The following is a 20,402-nucleotide window of genomic DNA, read 5'->3' on the forward strand; positions in this document are numbered from 1 at the left end:
GCACGATCGGCGAGGCAGGTCGGGTTTCCATCGCGCCAGTATAGCGCAGTGCGCGGCAGGACGCGTGCGTCAGCGGATCACCGACTCCATCGCGAGGTACGCGGTTTCGGCGGACGGCCACAGCAAATACAGCAGGCCGGCCATCAGCAGCCACGCGCCGGCGCGTACGAGCGGCGTGCGGTCTTTGTCGCGTGGGGGACGGGTGGGCTGCTTCGATTTCTTCATGCTTGCAGGCGCGGGGTGCGCCACTCCAACGGTTACTGCAACGGGTCGCGCGGGGCGAGCCGGGGTGTTGCGGGGAAATGGGACATAAATCCGTGGCGCGCCGTTTGACTGCAGTCGGTATGTGTGTCCGGCCGGCGCGCGACGATCCCGATGGATCGGTCATGTGCGACACGCATGCTATCAGCTTGGCTGGCCGCGAACCGTAAAGAATTGTCCGGGCAATGGCCTAGGCGCCGTGCGTTGAGATATGACGGCGTTTGCCGTCAATCATCCAAAATAACATTAAAAGTTAATAAAATCAATGGATTGGTATTTATTTTATTGAAGGGGACGGATCATCCGGCAACACATCGAGCATTCGTTGCACCTTCCATCGCGCTAACTAGCACGGCGCGATTGTTTTTGTGTGAACGTTGCACTTAAAATCGGTGACCAAATAATTAAGCGCAGGTGGCTTGGCGGTCTGAGAGCGCCGTTGCCGAATGCCCATTGACAAGTGAACGTGACCGAAATGCTGCGCGCCTTCGTTGGCGCGCTCGATCAGAACAATCGTGCGATCCGGTTTCATTGGGGCCGTCATCAGGATGCGCTGGCGCATGTCCTGGTGCCACAGAGCATCGATTTGACGGAAGGTCTCTGTGTCGGCATCGAAGGGCACCTGACTTGCCTGTCGTCACGCCCGGATCTGCCGCTCTCCGCCTTTCTGGGGTTGCCGCTTTCGGTGCAACTGATGACGGATCGAGGCAAGCCATATCCGATCAATGGGATCATCACAGATGTCCGCGCCGGTCAATCGGACGGCTCCCTCACGTGCGTACAACTGACATTGAGAGATGCGCTGAGTATTCTCGATCAGCGGATCAACAGCAGAACGTTCCGTTCGATGAGTGTTCCGGACATTCTGGAGACACTGCTGCACGAATGGCAGCAACGCAGTTCCGCGTTGGCGCAGGCTTTCGATTTCGAGCTCGTGCTGGATCGCAACCAGTATCCAAAGCGCGAGCAGACGCGCCAGGCGGGTGAATCGGATGCGGCCTTCATTCGACGGCTGTGTCGACGCGACGGTATTTTCTGGTACACCCGGGCTGGCAAGCATGATGGTGCGGCCGCCGACACGCCGGTCCATACGCTCGTGTTCTGCGACGATCCGACGAAGCTGCCACAGGCGGCGGCAGGCCATGTGCCTTACCACCGGGGTACGCAGTCGCGGGAGCGTGACTCGGTCACGCTATGGTCCGCGGCCCGTGCGTTGACGCCCGGAAGCGTGCGGCGTGCCAGTTGGGATTACAAGACCGGCAGGATCGCGCAGTCTGAGCAGGAGACGATCGTCGATCAGGGCGAGGCGGGCAACGATCTTGCGAAGCTGCTGGCCGACTCGGTCATCGACGTTCCGCATGCGGCGGACTCGGATGCCGACCACGAGCGTTTGGCGAAGGCTCGGATTCTGGCACATGAGCATCGCGCCGAATGCGTGCATGCGTCGAGCGATGTCCGGGATGTCTCGCCGGGCTTCTGGTTCACGCTGGCTGGGCATCCGGAGGTCGATACCCGGCCCGAGGAGCAGCGGCAGTTCGTCGTTACCAGCTTGCACCACCGGGCGACCAACAATTTTTCGAAGGCGCTCGACGAGCGGGCCCAAGTGCTGTTTGCCGCGAGTCGCTGGAGTTTCGACGCGTTGCCGGTCGAAGAGGGGGCCGGGGTTCGCTACGAGAACACATTCGTTTGCGTGCGCCGCGGCGTGCCGCTGACACCTGCCTACGATCCGCGCGTCGATTTGCCGCCCGTGCATCCGTTTACCGCGAAAGTGGTTGGCCACGACGGCGAGGAAGTGCACTGCGACGAATTGGGGCGCATCAAGGTGCAGATTCTCGGTTTGCGCGCCGACGATCATGCCCATGCGCAAGGTGCCGGCACCAGCGGAACCGAGCGGGACAGCGCGTGGGTGAGATGGGTCAGCCCCTGGGCCGGGCCGAACTACGGCATGGACATGCTCCCGCGCGCGGGAATGGAAGTGCTGATCGACCATTTGCACGGCGACCCCGACAAGATGGTCGTGACCGGGGTGCTGCACGGCGGTCCCAACATGCCGACCACGTTCAGCCATACCGGTTCGCTTCCGGGCAATCGATATCTTTCCGGCATCAAGACCAAGGAGGTCAAGGCGGATCGCTACAACCAGTTGCGTTTCGACGATACACCTGGCCAGATCAGCAGTCAGCTTGCTAGCGAACATACCTATACCCAGCTGAACCTGGGCTACCTTACGGAGCCTCGAAACGACGGCAAGGGAGCGCCTCGCGGTGACGGTTTGGAGGCCAGAACCGATGCCCAGGCGGTCATTCGTGCCGCGAAGGGCGTCTACGTGACCGCGCAGCAGCAGGGGCGTGCCGAAGGCAAGATGCTCGAACGCACGGCATTGCAGACGTTGATCGAACAATTGCAGGAACTGGTACGAAACCTCGGTGATGCGTCCGCCGCGAACGACGCCGACAACACCGACCTCGCACGCATCGAGAAGATCACCTCGCAGATCAAAGGCTGGGATGCTGGCAGCAACGTTGATCAAGGTGGCGGCGGCTCCGGCGGTGCGCCGATGGTGGCAATCGAGGGGCCGGCCGGCGTGACCGTGGTTAGCCAGGACGCGATGGTGCTCGGGGCACAGACCAACATCGATGCGGTGAGTGCCGGCAACACTCAGATCAGCGTGGGACGTCGTCTGTTGATGCGCGTCGGCGATTGGATGAGCGCTTTCGCGGCCAAGGGCATGACGCTGGTGACGGCAGACGGGAAGCTGCGTATCGAGGCGCACAAGGAGGACGTGGTTGTGAAGGCCGCCAAGCGCATCATCCTGGAGGCAGGCGAAGAGATCGTGTTCCGCTCGCCGAAGGTCAATACGCAGGCGAGCGACGAAGCGTCGATCAACGGCGGGTCGAGCTACAGCCAGTGGAATGGCGGCGGCGTCGTGCATGGCACGAGCGGCGTATGGCGCGAACACGCGGCGTCGCACAGTCTCGTCGGGCCGGACAACAAGCCTGTGAAAGCGCCCGACCCCCTGACGTTCAAGGAGCTGGAGCAACAAGACAGCCTCGCGGTGGTGCTCCGTTCCCATCCCAACGACGGGCGGCCGCTTGCTTACGAGCCGTACACCCTTTACAAGGGAGCGGCCAAGATTGCGGACGGCGTGACCGACGAGCATGGTCAACTGATCATTGCGAATCACCAGAAGGGCACGTCTTCCTATACGGTCAAGCTGCACAACGGGCACGAGATCGAGGTGCCCGTGATGGAGGGAGGGTTGAGCGACGATGATCAACTGGCCGCGCAGGGATGGCGGGCAGTCGACGGCGATCCGGAATCGCGCCAGCGCCACGCACAGGGCTGACCGGCGATTCGCTACAGTTTTCGACGAGAAACGTGATGTCCGATACCAATACTCAAAACAAATCGAAGGCGCCGGTCGATGTCGACAAGCGTCAGGCGGTCGCCAGTGCGCAGTGGTTTCTGGAAAAGCAGGCGGACTACTACGCGCCGCCGTATGAAAAGAACAATATCGACGTATTCATTTGCGGAGAGGACGCGTTTACGCAGATTGCGGCCGACTTGAAGGCGGCCAAGCATAGTGTCGAAATCATTTGCTGGGGCTTTGACCCCGGGATGGAACTGATCCGCAAGGGCACGGTTTGGCCGCGAGGAGATACCTGGGGCGGGCTGCTGCGCGATGTCGCGGCCGGGAAATTCAATAACGGCAAGCCGGTGCAGGTTCGCTTGCTCTCGTGGTATGGCTTCATCGGTAGTCTCGGTTCGAACAACATGCCGGGCCACAGCAGCGGGCGTTTGAACTATGAAGAAAAGATGGCCATGATGGTCGGCGCCGCAGGTGGCATCTATTTGCCGACCGACAAGTCACCTCAACCGCAGACGCCTCAGGAGCGACGTGAGGACTTCAATGCGCGGTGGTACGACGATGCGTTTGCGGGGCGATTGCCCAACCTGTCGGTGCGCACCCGAGATGGCAACAGCAAGGCGGTTCACGAAAGTCTGGCGGGCGAGCCGGGCAAACGCGATTTCACGGAAGTGCTGGGCTTGGAGAAAGTGGCCACGGATCACCAGAAGACCATTCTGATCGACTACGAGTACGAAGGCGGTGCGTACGCAGTCGGCTATGTAATGGGTTTGAACAGTGTGACCGACTATTGGGACACCCAGCAGCACCTTTTCTGTGATCCACGTCGCGGTGAGTCATGGGAAGGGGCAAACGATGCTCAGCCGGGTCTGAAGCCTTTCCAGGATTACGCTAGCCGTATTCGGGGTGAAGCGTTAGTGGCGGTGAGCAAGAACTTCACCGATGCATGGAATCGCGCCAAGGGCAAGGGCGCGAACGTGTCGAGAACGCACGATTTCAAAAAGGTTCCTGCGCGCTTGACGCAGAATCTCGGTACGCCGTGCCAGCGGGCGCAAATCGTCCGTACCCAACCCGAAGAAAAGGACAAATCCGTCAAGGCGTTGTATGAGCAGGCGACGTCCTTTGCAAGAAGCTATATCTACGTCGAGAACCAGTATTTTCAGTACACGGAGTGGCCGAAAAAGCTGAAGGAATGGCGAGCCGAGTTCCTTTCGCGCAGCCAGGCAGCCGGGCGGGGGCCGAAGGACATACCGAACCTGCACGTGATGGTTGTCATTCCGACGCCTGAGCGGATACAAATGGTGCCCCGTACTTACGATACGGTTAAGGTTCTGGGTCACGGTACCTCCATGCCCAATCAGGACAAGGCGGTCGAGGACGAACTCGCCCGCAATCGACAGCAGCAGGCGGACTGGGATGCCTATGTCAAACGTCAGAAGGCGAGTGGCGAGGGAATTGATCCCGATCGCTACCCTGTACCGCTTTCGCCTGCGGCGCAAAGCGCCAAGGATCTTGGCGATAAAGCGTCTCTTGCGAAATCGCTCGATCAAATGGGCATTCGCACGCTAGTGGGTAGCCTGTGGACCTTTGATCGCAATTGGCGCAATTCCAAATTGAATACCGAGACGGCGAAGCAGCAGGCTGGTTGGGATGAATATGTGAAGAAGCAGCAAGCTAAGGGCGAATTGCCTGATCCGGATCTGGCGCCGATGCTGCCGCTGCCGGCGCAGTCGATTGCGGCTCGGTACAGAGAAATCTATATCCACAGCAAACTGTTGCTGATCGACGATAGTTTCTTCACGCTGGGTAGCGCCAACTTGAATTTGCGGAGCATGGCGGTTGATGCGGAGATCAATGTGGGCAGTGATGATCGTGCCAAGAGTACCGATTTGCGTAAGCGGGTTTGGAAGCTTCATACCGGCGGCAAACATGATGGCAGCGACGGTAGCCCCGATGCCGTCAAGGAAACATTCATGAAGTGGCAGAAGCTCATGGATTCCAATGCCATGCAAAGAAAGCGAGGTCTGGAACTGTCGGGTTTCCTAATGGCGTTCCAAGACGAGCGTACGTCGAGCGTTCGGCTAGCTTAATGCGCGACCAAATCATGCGAGTTTCGATGAGTTCTACAACTTCTATGTGTTTGCGCCTGGCGGGCGCGCTTTCTCTTTCTCTGTTTTTTGCATGTACGGCTTGCTCGATGAACGATTCCCTTCCACGAAATATGTCGCTCGACGCTTTCAATCCACATCGCGAATCGTTTGAGTGCGTGCATGAAGCTGCCGTGGTTCCGCCTGTTGATCCGGAGGCCGATCGCTGGAATCAGCAGGCGATGGAAAAGACGAGTGCGTTGCTGTGGCCGAACCAGCGCGATTATGCGGGTGCCGTCGCGCTGTGGAGCAAGGCTGCCGAGCGCAAGCACTGGAAAGCCATGCTGAACCTGGCAAATGCCTATGCGCAGGGGCTGGGTGTCGATCGCAACAGTGAGCGTGCCGTGCAGATCACTGAGCAGGCGATGAAATTGGGTATTCCTGCGGCCTACGATCTGATGGGGACTTATCACATGAACGGGGTCGGGGTGAAGCAGAATCCCAGCCGTGCGTTCGCGTTCTGGCAACTTGCTGCGGACAAAGGCAGCCCAAGCGCTATGGCTTATTTGGGTAGCAAGCTTGACGCTGTCTACGATGACCCGAAGTCCGGTTTCTGGGGCAATCGGAAGGTTGCCCTCAAAATGCTTGAATGTGCATTCGCTCAAGGGAGCGGAGACGCGGCGTATGCTCTTGGAACCACGCTCGTTGGTTCCGACAAATCGCTCGGCGAAGACAACGTGCGAGCTCTCAAGGTTCTGCACGAAGGCGTGAAATACGGGAGTGCCAAGAGTGCGGCGTATCTCTTCGGTGCATTTGACGATGGCGATCCCGTCGTCGGCAATGTGAAGGATCGTGCCCGCGCCGAACGCTACAGCGTCCTTGCCGACCGCCTCGAGCGCGACCCCGACCTGCGTCTGCCGAATCTGGACAAGGTCGTGCCGCTGCCGCCCGCCAAGCTGCCCAAGTGGGATGGCAACAAAGAGACGTTGATCGACGCGGCGAAAGCGGTGACGTCCGTGCCGGTATCGCCCGTCAAACCTGTGGCGCACCCCGTGTCGCTGCGTACGGGGCGCGCGCACGTGCCCGATGGCTACATGCTGCCGGAGAAGCCGCAGGTTGCCGTTCCTCCGCAGGCGGAAACGACGGCTGCTCCTGTCGGTGGTTACTGGCTCGCTCAGCTGAAGTATCCGAGCGCCGAACGTCACTTCGCATGGAATGCGGCTCAGGTACCGATGCATTACCGGAATGATGAACTGTTCGATCGGAGTCGCCCCGGCCTGATGCCCGAGGACGGTCGCATCTTCTTCCACTATGTCGGCGATGCGATTCCGATGCCCGTGCAATCGGCGGAATCGCATCCGCGTGTGACACAGGGCATTGCGCGCGCCGCCGAATTTCCCGACCCGGCTATCCGGTGTCGCGGCATCCGCGCGTGCCCGGTGACCGGTATTTGGCAGGCTGTGGTGGCGGACGATCATCCTCGGGCGGCCACGTTCAATCAGTGGTATCGCCAGGCCTATGTGTTGCAAGGTGACGCGTTTCCCGATCCACGGGTCATGCATCTGGACGTGTCGCCGGCGGACGTGACGTGGACGTGGTGGAACGAAGCCAATCACCTTGGATTTGCGAAGCTGCCTCAGGTCAGCCTCGGCAACCCTTCCGAGAACGCTTGACGGAGCAGAGATGCGCAAATCGACGATTGCCGCGACGGTGTGTGTCGGAGGGATGATCTTGGCTGCCTGGGGGGCGGTTGCAACAATGGGGGCCGTGGCCCAGATCAGCGGAGGTAGCTACGGTTCGCACGATGTAGGCGATTTCGCGATCGAGAATTTCCTGTTTCTCGGTCCGTTACTGGCGTTGGGTGGGCTGGTCGCATGGTTCGCCAGCCGGAGTTCGGCAACCTCCGACGACGAGGGCGGTGAACAGCCTTCGGGCAAGGATGAGCGCGATCCGGCTGCTCTCGCGCACCGGGACGCAGACCGATGAGCAGTGCTGAAATCATCTACAAGCACGATCAGTGGCGCAAGGGCGCGGGCGGTATACCCGCAGGACTGTCTGGTCAGGCAGACAGCTCGGCCTATGCCGGCCTCGATCTGGGTCTCGCGCAATTTGCCGATAGCAGTTTCAGCGGTAGCAGCTTCGCCGGAACGTCATTCCGGCAGGCCGGCTGGACGGGTTGCCGGTTCTCGGCATGCACGTTTACCGGTTGCGATTTTGCAGAGATTGCGATTTCCGGATGTACATTCATGGATTGTAGCTTCAATGACGCCACTTTTCAGGGCAGCACTTTCAACGGTGTGAAATTTCTCGGATGCAAGTGGAACGGCGTCAGGTTCGACGGCAACACATGGCATTCGGTGCAGGTACTGGACTGTACCGGCACCACGGTTGAAGCTCATGGCCTCAAGGGACTCGACGTCGACTTCACCGGAAGCTATTTCGAGCATCTGGCTTTCGAGGATACGGAAATCAACGGCGGACATTGAGTTGAGACGGCTACCGTTGCGGGGGGCGTCGACACAGTGGTGAGTCGGCCAGCAACGGTTACCTGCTCCATCTGGGCGGCGCGATAAGCCCGGCGTCGTCCGACGCGATCAAATGAAACGGCCGCCGCATCGGTTGCGATGCGACGGCCGCGAGCGCGAAGCGCAGGGTAGCAGGCGGGCCGAAGGAGCGATATGTGCCGCACCCGCGCCCGCCCGCGGATCACACCACCGCCGACCGCGCGACGCGCACCGGCACCGACTTGTACGACGGCGTGCCGCTTTCCTTGTCGATATAGTCGAGCGGCACGAGCACGTTCGCTTCCGGATAATACGCCCCGACCGAGCCCGGCGCGATGTCGTACTCGATCGCGGTGATCTTTTCGAGGCGCAGCGTACGGCCCGACGCGGTCACCGTCTCGATGTCGACGAGGTCGCCGTGTTCGAGCCCGTACTTCGCGAGATCGGCCGCGTTCATGAACAGCACGTCGCGCCGGCCGAATACGCCGCGATAGCGATCGTCGAGGCCGTAGATCGTCGTGTTGTACTGGTCGTGGCTGCGCAGCGTGATCAGCCGCAGCACCTGCTCGGCGCCGAGCACGTCCGCGTCCTCCTTCACGCCCTTGTAGACCGAGAACATCGCCTTGCCGGTCGGCGTCGGCCACACGCGCTCGGTGGGCGGCAGCGGCAGCCGGAAGCCGCCCGGCGTGCGGATCCGCTCGTTGAACGCCTCGAAGCCGGACACCGTCTTGTCGATCAGGTCGCGGATGCGGTCGTAGTCGGCGATCAGGTCGAGCCACGCGACCTTGCTGTTCGGCAGCGTCGCATGGGCGATGCCCGCGACGATCGCGGGCTCCGAGCGCAACTGGTCCGACGCGGGCTTGAGCTTGCCGGCCGACGCATGGACCATCGACATCGAATCCTCGACGGTGATCGACTGCCGGCCGGTGGCCTGCATGTCGAGCTCGGTGCGGCCGAGCACCGGCAGGATGAAGGTTTCCTTGCCGACCAGCAGGTGCGAACGGTTCAGCTTCGTGCCGAGATGCACGCTCAGGTCGAGCTTCGCCATCGCCGGGAACGACACCTCGGGGTCGGGCAGCGCGACCGCGAAGTTGCCGCCGAGGCACAGCAGCGCCTTCGCGGTGCCGTCGATCATCGCCTGCATCGCCTGCACGGCGTCGTGCCCGTGCTGCGCGGGCGGCGTGAAGCCGCACACGTCCTCGATCTTCTTCAGGAATTCGGCCGACGGCTTCTCGGTGATGCCGACCGTGCGGTTGCCCTGCACGTTCGAATGGCCGCGCAGCGGACACACGCCGGCGCCCGGCTTGCCGATGTTGCCGCGCATCAGCAGCAGGTCGGCGATCAGGCGCACGGTCGCGGTGCCCTTGTTGTGCTGCGTGACGCCCATCCCGTACGTGACGATCGTCGCGTTCGACTTCGCATACGCGAGCGCGACCTGTTCGAGCTGCGCCTGGCTCAAGCCGCTCGCGCGTTCGATGTCGTCCCACGACGTCGCCTCGAGATCGGCCGAGAACGCGTCGAAGCCGTTGGTGTGCTGCGCGATGAAGTCGCGGTCGAGCACGTTGCCTTGCTCGGCTTCGAGTTTCAGCAGCGCCTTCATGATGCCTTTCAGCGCGGCCGCGTCGCCGCCCGCGTCGACCTGGTAGTACGTCGACGCGATCCGCGTGGAGCCGAACGACGCCATCTCGATCATGTCCTGCGGATCGGCGAAGCGTTCGAGCGCGCGTTCGCGCAGCGGGTTGAACACGATGATCGGCACGTTGCGGCGCGCGCACTCGTGCAGCGTGCCCATCATCCGCGGATGGTTCGTGCCGGGATTGTGGCCGATCGAGATGATCAGCTCGCAGTGGTCGAAATCCTCCAGCGACACGGTGCCCTTGCCGATACCGATCGACTGCGGCAGGCCGACGCTGGTCGGTTCGTGGCACATGTTCGAGCAGTCGGGAAAGTTGTTGGTGCCGAGCTCGCGCGCGAACAGCTGGTACAGGTACGCGGCTTCGTTCGACGCGCGGCCCGACGTATAGAACTCGACCTGCTCGGGCGGCAGCGCGCGCAGCACTTCGCCGATGCGCGCGAACGCGTCGTCCCATTCGATCGCGCGGAACGTGTCGGTCGCGCGGTCGTAGACGAGCGGATGCGTGAGCCGGCCCATGTTCTCCAGTTCGTAGTCCGACATGCGCAGCAGCGACGACACGGTGTTCGCCGCGAAGAACTCGGGCGTCACGCGCTTGGTCGTCGCTTCCCACGTGACGGCCTTCGCGCCGTTCTCGCAGAACTGGAACGTCGACTTGTGTTCCTTGTCGGGCCACGCGCAGCCGGGACAGTCGAAGCCGTCGGGCTGGTTGGTCCGCATCAGCACGATCGGCGCCTCGATGGTTTCCATTTGCGTGCGCACCGCATCGGCTGTCGCGCGAAGCGCGCCCCAACCGCCGGCGGGCCCATCGTATTTCCTGATGCCTGGCACTTCGCGTCGATTTGTCATGGTGAATCTCCAATAGCCGGGCCCGGTGCGGGTGGCTCGGTTGCGCCGTGTCGCGGCGTGGGGCGGCTCCGTCCGGCGGACGGAGCCGGTCATGCATGCCCCGGGTTGCAGGGCATGCGTTGTTTTAGTGTGCGTCCTTTTTCGCGCCGGACGACTTCTTGCCGGGCTTCGCCGCGGGCGGCGGAGCGTCGGCGGGCGTGTCGTCCTGCTTCGCGTCTGCTGCTGCCTTGGCGGCCTTGCCGTTGGGTTTGGCCTTGCCGTCGGCGTCCGGCTTCGCGTCCTTCGCTTCCGGTGCCGCGAGCGTGTTGAACTTCACTTCGTCGCTGTTCTTGTCGTAGTCGACCTCGCACTTGTCGCCCGACTTCAGCCGGTCGGCGAGGATCTCCTTCGCGAGCCGCGTCTCGATCGTCTGGCGGATCTGGCGCTTCAGCTCGCGCGCGCCGAATTCCGGCTGGTAGCCGACTTCGGTCAGATGGTCGACGAGCGAGTCGCCCATCACGAGCGTGATGTCCTGCGCGGCGGCCGTGCGCACCACGCGGTCGAGCTGGATCTGCACGATCGAGCGGATGTTGTCCTTCGACAGCGCGTGGAAGACGATCACCTCGTCGATCCGGTTCAGGAACTCGGGACGGAAGTGCCCCTTGAGCACCTGCATCAGTTCCTCGCGGATCGCCTTGTCGGTCTTGCGCGCGGCTTCCGGCTGCGTGAGGTTGTCCATGATGATCGCCGCGCCGAGATTGCTGGTCGCGATGATGATCGTGTTGCTGAAATCGACCACGCGGCCCTTGCCGTCGGTGAGACGCCCATCGTCGAACACCTGCAGCAGCACGTTGTAGACGTCCGGATGCGCCTTCTCGATCTCGTCGAGCAGGATCACGCTGTACGGGCGGCGCCGCACACGCTCGGTGAGCTGGCCGCCTTCGTCGTAGCCGACGTAGCCGGGCGGTGCGCCGATCAGCCGCGCGACCGCGTGGCGCTCCATGTATTCGGACATGTCGATGCGGATGATCGCCTGCTCGTCGCCGAACACGGTCTCGGCCAGTGCTTTCGCGAGCTCGGTCTTGCCGACGCCCGTCGGCCCGAGGAACAGGAACGTCGCGATCGGCCGATGGGTCTGGCCGAGCCCCGCGCGCGACAGCCGCACGGCATCGCTGACGGCGACCACCGCATCGCTCTGGCCGACCACGCGTTCGCGCAGTTGCTCCTCCATCTTCAGCAGCTTCTGGCGTTCTTCCTGCGTGAGTTCGGACACGGGGATGCCGGTCAGCCGCGACACGACCTCGGCCACCGATTCGACGGTCACCTCGAGCGTCTCCGAGCCGGTCTTGCGCTGCCACGCCTCCATCATCTCGTCGACGGCCTTCTGCTTCGCGTTGATCTGCTCCTCGAACTGCTTCGCTTCGTCGAAGCGCTTGCGCGAGGTCGCATAGTCCTGCTCGCGCTTCAGTTGCGCGATCTGCGCTTCGCCTTCCTGGATGTCGACCGGGCGCGACGTCGCGCCGATCCGCACGCGTGCGGCCGCCTGGTCGATCAGGTCGATCGCCTTGTCGGGCAGGAAGCGCGACGTGATGTAGCGGTCGGCGAATTCGGCGGCCGCGACGAACGCGTCGTCGGCGAACGTCACCTGGTGGTGCGCCTCGAGGCTGTCGCGCAGCCCGCGCAGGATCACGATCGTCTGCTCGACGCTCGGCTCCGGCACGAACACGGGTTGGAAACGGCGTTCGAGCGCGGCGTCCTTCTCGATGTACTTCTGGTATTCGTTGAGTGTCGTCGCGCCGATCAGGCTCAGCTCGCCGCGCGCGAGCGCGGGCTTCAGCACGTTCGCGATGTCGAGGCCGCCTTCGCCGCCGCCCTGGCCCGCGCCGACGATCGTGTGCAGCTCGTCGATGAACAGGATCAGTTCGTCCTGCTTCGCGGTCACTTCGTCGATCAGCTGCTTCGCGCGTTCCTCGAATTCGCCGCGATACTTCGCGCCGGCCACCATCGAGTTGATGTTGACCTCGACGAGCCGCTTGTCGCGCAGCACTTCCGGCACGTCGCCGTTGACGATCCGCTGCGCGAGGCCTTCGACGATCGCCGTCTTGCCGACGCCCGGCTCGCCGATCAGCACCGGGTTGTTCTTCTTGCGGCGCGCGAGCACCTCGATCGTGCTCTCGATTTCCTGCGCGCGGCCGAGCACCGGGTCGAGCTTGCCCTGGCGCGCGATCGCGGTGAGGTCGCGGCCGAACTTGTCGAGGTTCGGCGTGCCGGTCGGCGCATCGACGCGGCCGTCCTCCGCGCCCTTGCCGACCACCTTCACGACCTTCTGGCGCAGCGCCTCGGGCGTCACGCCGTATTTCTTCAGCAGCGTGCCGGCGACGCTGTCCGGCACCGACGCGAGCCCGATCAGCAGATGCTCGGGGCCGATGTACGAGTGGCCGAGATCGCGCGACGCCTGGAACGCGTACTGCACGGCCTTCTTCACGCGCGGCGAGATCGACAGCTTGTCGAGCGGCGCATCGGGGTCGGCCGTGCCGGTGTGCGCGTGCTCGTCGATGTACGCGCGGATGTCCTGCGGCGACAGCTTCAGTTCCTTCAGCAGCGCGGCGCAGACGTCGGTGTCCGCGAGCGCGTACAGCAGGTGCTCGGAATCGAGTTCGCTGCGGCGCAGTTCATGCGCCTTCTCGGCCGCGCGCTGCAGCAGTTCGAGCGTCTGTTCGCTGAACGCGTCGGTCGGGTCGACCGATTCGCGCGGAATCTCGGCGGCGAGCGGCGATTCGTCGCCGAGCCCGCCGAACAGCGACGGGCCGCCACCGCCCAGCAGCGAATCGAACGGATTCAGCATGCTTTGATGCCGCATCAACTGACGGAAGTGGTAGTCGCAGATCGAGATCGTCTTGCGCTCGCCGTCCTGCATCACGGTTGCGCGCGCGACGGCCGGCCGGGCGTGACAGATATCGCAAAGTGCGGGCATGGTGGTCTGGCTCCTGTCGGTGAAGGTGGGTCGAAGGGTGAAGCCCGATGCGGTGCGGCGCCCGCGCGTTCCGACCGCGCACGCACGACACGCACCGCGGCGGCGCGCGTGCGGCACCGGTGCGTTCGCGCGGCGCGCGCCGGCGTGGCGCACGGCCGCGGTCCGGGCGGGAAGCGCAGGTGCTGCGAGGAGCCCACGGCATCGCTTCGACTGCGTTCAAAATAGCGAATCGGCACGGGCCATCCAAGACACAGTTCCATGCCGGGCCGGCCGTGAATTGCACCCTCACATGCGCGCGCGATCCGGCGACAAGGAGTACAGACGGGCAAGCGCGCCGCGGCGCGGGCGTGCGCGGCGCATGCGGCCTGCGGTGGAAGGGAACGGGAAGGGGCGGCGCGCGAACGGCGCGCGGTGCGGCATCGGCGCGCAGGGCGCCGGCAGCCGGCGAACGGGGGAGACGGGACGCGGGGCCGGACGCAAGACGGCGTGCGACGCGCGGTGCGGGCGCGCGGCGGTTACGGCCGGCTCCGCACGCACCGCAGCCGATGCGTGGCGGAGGGCCGGCGAAGGCGAGGACGGGTTGCACGGGATGCGCCGGACATCGCGCAACCGTCGCGAACCGCGATCAGTCCGACAGGTTCATCGCGAGCCGTTGCCGGGCGATTTGCTTCACGTCGGACGAGAGTGCCGCATTCGGCAGACCATTGGCCCAGACGGAGAACGAATCCTCGATCAGGTTGCGCGTGTCGGGCGGCAGTTCGGCCAGCATCAGCGACACGACGGTAAACAGCACGGCGGTGTCGCCGGCCTGGCTGCCTGCGTTCGCGTCGACCGTCTGCTTCAAGGAAGCGACGGACGCCTGCAGCGCCTGTAATGCGTCATTCGATTCGCTCATGACATCCTCCATGCAAGATGGGCTGGATCGGCGACGAGCCTGCGGCCGGCGGTGCGGCCGTCGCGCGCGACGCCCGGCCGGGCATCGCGCGCGGGCACCCGCGCTCAGGCGGCCGCGTTGCCCTGCGGAGCCACGGCCACCGATGCTTCGCTCGTCAGCATCAGGAACGTGAAGGTCTCGCGCAGGTACAGGCGAACGCTCTTGTCGGTGTGGCTCGTGTAGCCGATCGACACGTCTTCCCCGAGGTGCAGCTCGTAGTCGCCGCCGCGCGTGGACAGCACGCTGCCGCCGCTGATCGCCGGCGCCCAGATGATCTCGCCGCTGACGATGCGTTTGATATGGCCGAGGACCGGATAGCCCTGGTCGCGCGCTTCGCTGAGCGCGGTGTACGCGTCCGAACCGAGCACGACCGAGTACGGGCCGTCGACGCCGGCGAGGCGCAGCGCTTCGAGCGCGTCGCTGATCGCGTCCGGGTATGCGCCGACGTCCGCCGGCAGCGTGAGCCGGCGGTTCGACGTGCCTTCGCGGATGCCGACGATGCCGGCTGCCGGGTAGCCGTCGAAGATTGCGTTGTCTTCGGCGAATGCGAGCCGCTGCGCGGCTTCCTTCGCCGGCTGCCAGTCGGCGTCGCGCGCGCCGCGCTCGACGCTGTCGATCGCGTCGCGGCTCAGCTCGAACGGCACCGTCAGCTCGACGATGGTGCGTACTTCGCGCAACCGTGCGTTCACGTGCTCGCGCGGCGCGGCGACGTCGAGCAGGTGCCCGGTGCCGACGGCCGACAGTTCGGGGCCCTCGGGGCCGTCGACGTCGACGACGCGGCGGCCGGCCACCGAGCGTTTGAAGGTGCGCGCCACTTCCTCCTCGATTTGTTCCCAGGCGGACGACGAGATCGGAGCGAGTTCGCGGTGCAGGTTATTCATAGGTCGGGGTTCCTTTCAGCGAGCCGATGTTCAGCGAGCCGTCGCGACGCGGGGCGGAAGGCGCGGACGGCGTGGATTCCGTTTGGATGGCTTCGGCGGGCGGCGCCGGGCGGTCGGCGAGCGCTTCGAGCAGGTCGGCCGACGGCACGAAGAACAGCGAGCCGGTGACCGCGCGGCTGTAGTCCAGCAGGCGGTCGTAGTTGCCGGGCGGCCGGCCGACGAACATGTTCTCGAGCATCTGCTCGATCGGCGCCGGCGAGCGCGCATAGCCGATGAAATAAGTGCCGAATTCGCCGGCGCCCGGGCGCCCGAACGGCATGTTGTCGCGCAGGATCTTCACTTCCTGGCCGTCCTCGTCGAGCGTGGTCAGCGAGCTGTGCGAGCACGACGGCTTCACGTCCGGCGGGAGTTCGATGTCGGACAACTTGGTGCGGCCGATGATGCGCTCCTGCGTCTCGACCGCGAGCGCGTTCCAGCCGGCCATGTCGTGCAGGTACTTCTGCACGAGCACGTAGCTGCCGCCCGCGAATTCGGCGTCTTCGTCGCCGATCACCGTGAAGTCGACCGCCTCGCGGCCTTCCGGGTTCTCGGTGCCGTCGACGAAGCCGATCATCGCGCGCTGGTCGAAATTGCGGAAGCCGTGCACCTCGTCGACGACCGTGACCGCGTCGCCGAGCGCGCCGAGCAGTTGCGTCGCGAGTTCGAAGCACAGGTCCATCGCTTCGGCGCGGATGTGCAGCAGGATGTCGCCGGGCGTCGCGACCGCGACGCGCTGGCCGGCGCCGAATTCCCGGAACGGATGCAGCGACGCGGGGCGCGGCTCGCCGAACAGCGCATCCCATGCGTCGGAGCCGAAGCCGCACACGCAGGTGAGATTGCCGCCCGGCACGCGCTTGCCGACCGAGCGCACCAGCGCGGCGATGTCGCCGCACCACGAACGGATCGTGTCGGCGTGATCGGCGCCCGGATTGATCGTCGCCACGAGAAAGATCGCGCTGCGCGTGATCGTGCTGTGAACGGCCTGGGAGAGCGGGGGAGGAGTGGTCTGCATCGCGGCCTGCCGGTCAGTCATGTCGGGACGGACGGGCCGCGGCAGCCGCGGCGCGCGAAGGCGAACGGTTGAACTGTGTCATGCGACGGTTCTCTTTGTGACATCCGGATGAAGGACGTTGCGCGGGCATCGCGCAACGGGCCGCAGCGGCGGCGGCCGGCTCCCGGCGCGACGGGGAGGCGGACGGGGTGGCCGCGCGTTCGCCCGGCGCGTGGGGCTGCCCGCACCGCGTAACGTCGTCGAGCATGCAATCTAGCAGCTTCGGCGGGTCTTTGGAACACGTATCGACGATCTGTCATTCGAATGGGTCAAACCGGGCCGGATTTTGTGCGGCGCCCGCGCAGCTGTACTCCTGGCGCGCGCGGCGCTGTGCTCTTGAGCGTGCGTGTCGCGTGCAGTAGATTAGGTTCGCTCCGCTCGACGACGGCCATCATGATGAACCTTTTGGAAGCGATGCGTATTTTCGGTGCAATCGTCGAGCACGGCGGGCTGTCCGGCGCGGCGTCCGATCTGAAGCTCGACGTCGCGCAGGTCGGCGCGCGGCTCGACGGCCTCGAACGCTATCTCGGCTGCCGGTTGTTGCTGGCGCGCGCGGGCGACGATGTCGTCTGCACCGAGGCCGGCGTCGCGTTTTACGCGTGTTGCCGGCGCACGCTGTCCGCGGTCGCGCAGGCGACCGGCGCGAGCGGAGCAGAGGCGTGCGCAACGGGTTCCCGTTCGCCCGTCGCGGGCTTTCCGTTGCCCGAGACCCCTCGTTGCGGCGACGGAGCATCGATCGCCGCGCCCACGACACTACACCGGCTCACACCTTGAATACGTCCACTGCATCCGCCGATACGGCCGCCGAGCGCATCCGTCGCCGCTTCGGCCATTTCCTTCACGCGGCCGAGCTGGCCGGGCTGGTCGTGATCGGGCTGGCGACCGCGTTCGCGATGACGCAGGAAGCGTGGAAGGTCGTGCTCGCGGGCGAAGTGTCGCTGACCGACCTGCTGTTGATGTTCCTGTATCTGGAAGTGCTCGCGATGGACCTGCGCTACCTGCGGCTCGGCCGGTTGCCGGTGCGGTTTCCGCTGTTCATCGCGATGACGTCGCTCGCGCGCGACCTGATCCTGCGCGGCGCGACCGACAGCCCCGAGCGCATGCTGATGACGACCTTCGGGATCGTGCTGCTCGCGGTCGGCGTGCTGATCCTGAGCTTCGGCCAGCATCGCTTTCCGGCGGACGTCGACGATGTCGAGGACGACGTGCATGCTCGCAAGTAACGCGGCCCGGGCGGCATTCGAAGCGAACCCCGGCGCGTCGTGCGCGGTGCGGCGGTTCCCCCACCATTCAATCAAGCGAGGTGTCGCATGACCAGGCAATTGATCGTCGCCGTGTTCGGCAGCGTCGAGACGGCTCGTCAGGCTGCGAACGATTTCGACGCGCTGTCGGAGAAGAACGAAGGATTCCACATCGAGAACGGCGTCGTCGTCGAGAAGGACGCGAACGGCAAGCTCGCGGTGCTCGACGCCGAATCGCGGCCGTTCAAGGGCGGGGTGATCGGCGCGATCGCGGGCGGCTTGCTCGGCCTGCTCGCCGGGCCGCTCGGCGTGGTGACCGGCATGGCGGCCGGCGCGGGCGCCGGCATTCTCGCGCAGGCGGCCGGCAACGCGCTGCTCGACGGCACGTTCGTCGAGACGGTCGCGGCGCGGCTCGTGCCCGGCAGCGTCGCGGTCATTCTCGAAGCGAGGGAGGACACGCCGTTCTCGGTCGACAACGTCGTGACGGGATTCGGCGGCAAGGTGTTTCGCCAGACGCTCGACTGAACCCACCCCTTTTCGAACCGAGCCGGGAGAACCGCATGCGCATCGATCAATCGTACCGCCGCTTCGACATCGCGGCGACGCTATCGCCGCTGCCCGGCAACCGCGCGATCGCGAGCGTCGACGTGACGACCGACGATCCGGGCCGCCTCGCCGATCTCGGCACGAGCCAGTTCCTGCAGATCCGCAAGTGGCTCGAGTCGAACGACGTCGCGCTGCTGACGGTGGTGTTCGACGAGTGCAAGGTCGCGATCGACCACTACGCGGACAACGTCGACGACGCGTGAGGGCGAGTGGGCTAGCGCGTGGCCGGGCTGCGCTGCCCGCCGGTCCTCCGCCGTCCGCAATACGTCACGACACGCGCCCGGCGAACGGCTGCCGCGCGATCGCTTCGCCGCGTTCGCATCTGTTCACCACGCCGGCCGGATTTGACGTTTCCCCGCCAAACTGTCACTTACATTCGCCGAAATGACGCAGTAGGATGCCGAACCTTGTCTTGATGAGATTCGCATTGCTATCCGCCTTCAATTTCGGTAACGGACGAGGTTCGAACCGGGACACCCGCACCCGGCGACGGCTATCCGGCTTCGTGCGTCGGCGCGGCCGCGCCGCCCATGCGGCGCAGGCCGGTTCATCGCTCGCGGGGCGAGGCGGATGAAGCTCTACGAGAAATTTGCGAACGACGTAGAGCGACTCATTCGGCAAGGGGTATATCGACACGGCGACCGTGTGCCGTCGGTGCGGCAGGCGAGCCAGCAGCACCGGATCAGCATCACGACGGTGCTGCATGCGTATCTGCTGCTGGAAAGCCGCGGGCTGCTCGAAAGCCGGCCGCAGTCGGGCTATTTCGTGAACCTGCGGCGCGACGACAGCCACGCGCCGGTGCGCGAGCTGCGGCCGTCGAAGCCGATCGCGATCTCGTCGTCGGTGGACGTGAGCCGGCTCGTGCTGTCGACGCTGCGCTCGATCGGCACGGACGACGCGGTGCCGCTCGGCTCGCCGTATCCGGACCCGAGCCTGTTTCCGTTCGAGAAGCTGAACCGCTACGCGTACGCGGCCGGCCGCGACAAGTCGCTGTGGGGCGTGACCGACGGGCTGCCGCCGGGCCATCCGCGGCTGATCCGGCAGATCGCGCGGCGCTACCTGGAAAACGGGATGTCGGTGGACCCGAACGAGATCATCGTGACGGTCGGCGCGACGGAGGCGATCAACCTGTGCCTGCAGGCGGTCGCGAAGCCGGGGGACACGATCGCGGTGGAATCGCCGACGTTCTACGCGATGCTGCACGCGATCGAACGGATGGGGATGAAGGCGATCGAGGTGGCCACGCATCCGGAATACGGAATCGACATCGCGGCGCTGGCCGCGATCGCGAAATCGCAGCCGATCGCCGCGTGCATGGTGATGCCGAACTTCCAGAACCCGCTGGGTTTCCAGATGCCGGACGAGCGCAAGCGCGAACTGGTGGCGCTCGCAACGAAAGCGGACCTGCCGATCATCGAGAACGGCGTGTACAACGAACTGTATTTCGGCAACATGCATCCGAGCACGCTGAAATCGTTCGACCGCCAAGGCATCGTGCTGCATTGCGCGTCGTTCTCGAAGAGCCTGACGGCCGCGTACCGGATCGGCTGGGCGCTGCCGGGCCGCTACCGCGAACAGGTCGAGAAGCTGAAGTTCCTGAATACGCTGGCGACGCCGTCGTTGCCGCAACTGGCGATCGCGGAGTTTCTCGAACGCGACGGCTACGAGCATCACCTGCGGCGGATTCGCAAGGCCTATGCACAGCAGGCGAACCTGATGCGCGCGATGGTGTCGCGGTTCTTTCCGGAAGGCACGCGCATTTCGAGCCCGGCGGGCGGCTACGTGCTGTGGATCGAGCTGCCGGTGCAGGTCGATGCGATGCGGCTGTATCAGCTCGCGCTGGAGCAGGGGATCACGATCGGGCCGGGCTACATGTTCTCGATCGCGGACAGCTACCGGAATTTCATCCGCCTGAACTACAGCAGCCCGTGGTCGCCGGAGATCGAGCGCGCGGTCGTCACCGTCGGCAAGCTCGCCGCATCCTGCCTCGACTGAC

16 protein-coding genes are annotated in these 20,402 nt (G+C 64.7%); 10 read left to right on the forward strand and 6 right to left on the reverse strand.

The genetic code is table 11. From position 1 onward, the window contains the following. Window positions 1-69 precede the first annotated feature (69 nt). Window positions 70-225, reverse strand: a complete 156-nt coding sequence (locus MMB92_RS18840) for a hypothetical protein (RefSeq protein ID WP_006481299.1) — start codon at window positions 223-225, stop codon at window positions 70-72. Between the two features lie 511 nt (window positions 226-736). On the opposite strand from MMB92_RS18840, the gene MMB92_RS18845 reads away from it, so the two are divergent. The 5 genes from MMB92_RS18845 (at window position 737) to MMB92_RS18865 (ending at window position 8,201) form a co-directional block, all read left to right on the forward strand. Continuing rightward, on the forward strand, window positions 737-3,607 hold the full coding sequence (locus MMB92_RS18845; RefSeq protein ID WP_062886078.1) for a type VI secretion system Vgr family protein: 2,871 nt from the start codon (window positions 737-739) through the stop codon (window positions 3,605-3,607). A 35-nt stretch (window positions 3,608-3,642) separates the two neighbouring features. Continuing rightward, window positions 3,643-5,718: a phospholipase D-like domain-containing protein gene (locus MMB92_RS18850; RefSeq protein WP_062885689.1), complete on the forward strand. Its 2,076-nt coding sequence runs from the start codon at window positions 3,643-3,645 to the stop codon at window positions 5,716-5,718. A gap of 107 nt (window positions 5,719-5,825) precedes the next feature. Then, window positions 5,826-7,388 (forward strand): DUF6396 domain-containing protein, encoded by a 1,563-nt coding sequence (locus MMB92_RS18855; protein WP_062885688.1) that lies wholly within the window; start codon window positions 5,826-5,828, stop codon window positions 7,386-7,388. A gap of 10 nt (window positions 7,389-7,398) precedes the next feature. Next, on the forward strand, window positions 7,399-7,701 hold the full coding sequence (locus tag MMB92_RS18860) for a hypothetical protein (RefSeq protein WP_062885687.1): 303 nt from the start codon (window positions 7,399-7,401) through the stop codon (window positions 7,699-7,701). After that, window positions 7,698-8,201 (forward strand): pentapeptide repeat-containing protein, encoded by a 504-nt coding sequence (locus MMB92_RS18865; RefSeq protein WP_062885686.1) that lies wholly within the window; start codon window positions 7,698-7,700, stop codon window positions 8,199-8,201. The genes MMB92_RS18860 and MMB92_RS18865 overlap by 4 nt, the downstream gene beginning before the upstream one ends. A gap of 220 nt (window positions 8,202-8,421) precedes the next feature. Here MMB92_RS18865 and MMB92_RS18870 read toward each other — a convergent pair whose 3' ends face one another. From MMB92_RS18870 to MMB92_RS18890, 5 genes are all read right to left on the reverse strand, one after another. Next, on the reverse strand, window positions 8,422-10,701 hold the full coding sequence (locus MMB92_RS18870; protein ID WP_058903695.1) for an FdhF/YdeP family oxidoreductase: 2,280 nt from the start codon (window positions 10,699-10,701) through the stop codon (window positions 8,422-8,424). Between the two features lie 124 nt (window positions 10,702-10,825). Then, on the reverse strand, window positions 10,826-13,654 hold the full coding sequence (locus MMB92_RS18875) for an AAA family ATPase (RefSeq protein ID WP_059723907.1): 2,829 nt from the start codon (window positions 13,652-13,654) through the stop codon (window positions 10,826-10,828). A gap of 625 nt (window positions 13,655-14,279) precedes the next feature. After that, window positions 14,280-14,549, reverse strand: a complete 270-nt coding sequence (locus tag MMB92_RS18880) for a hypothetical protein (protein WP_006498399.1) — start codon at window positions 14,547-14,549, stop codon at window positions 14,280-14,282. 104 nt (window positions 14,550-14,653) lie between these two features. Further along, window positions 14,654-15,469 carry a family 1 encapsulin nanocompartment shell protein gene (locus MMB92_RS18885; RefSeq protein ID WP_062885685.1) on the reverse strand — a complete coding sequence of 272 codons (816 nt, stop codon included), beginning with the start codon at window positions 15,467-15,469 and terminating at the stop codon, window positions 14,654-14,656. Then, window positions 15,462-16,541 (reverse strand): Dyp-type peroxidase, encoded by a 1,080-nt coding sequence (locus tag MMB92_RS18890; protein WP_006498397.1) that lies wholly within the window; start codon window positions 16,539-16,541, stop codon window positions 15,462-15,464. Before MMB92_RS18890 ends, MMB92_RS18885 begins: the two co-directional genes overlap by 8 nt. Window positions 16,542-16,955: 414 nt before the next feature. Between MMB92_RS18890 and MMB92_RS18895 the strand changes: the two genes are divergently transcribed. From MMB92_RS18895 to MMB92_RS18915, 5 genes are all read left to right on the forward strand, one after another. Continuing rightward, window positions 16,956-17,333 (forward strand): LysR family transcriptional regulator, encoded by a 378-nt coding sequence (locus MMB92_RS18895; RefSeq protein WP_058903965.1) that lies wholly within the window; start codon window positions 16,956-16,958, stop codon window positions 17,331-17,333. Further along, entirely contained in the window at window positions 17,330-17,782 is a 453-nt protein-coding gene (locus MMB92_RS18900) for a phosphate-starvation-inducible PsiE family protein (RefSeq protein WP_006498395.1), read from the forward strand. The genes MMB92_RS18895 and MMB92_RS18900 overlap by 4 nt, the downstream gene beginning before the upstream one ends. An 87-nt stretch (window positions 17,783-17,869) precedes the next feature. Continuing rightward, entirely contained in the window at window positions 17,870-18,325 is a 456-nt protein-coding gene (locus MMB92_RS18905) for a DUF1269 domain-containing protein (RefSeq protein ID WP_048989244.1), read from the forward strand. Between the two features lie 35 nt (window positions 18,326-18,360). Further along, window positions 18,361-18,609, forward strand: coding sequence for a hypothetical protein (locus tag MMB92_RS18910; RefSeq protein WP_006498393.1), 249 nt, complete (start codon window positions 18,361-18,363; stop codon window positions 18,607-18,609). Window positions 18,610-18,976: 367 nt separating this feature from the next. Continuing rightward, entirely contained in the window at window positions 18,977-20,401 is a 1,425-nt protein-coding gene (locus MMB92_RS18915; protein WP_034203651.1) for a PLP-dependent aminotransferase family protein, read from the forward strand. Window position 20,402 lies beyond the last annotated feature (1 nt).

Origin of the sequence: Burkholderia sp. IO2 (assembly GCF_029522185.1) — a bacterium.
GTDB lineage: Bacteria > Pseudomonadota > Gammaproteobacteria > Burkholderiales > Burkholderiaceae > Burkholderia > Burkholderia cenocepacia.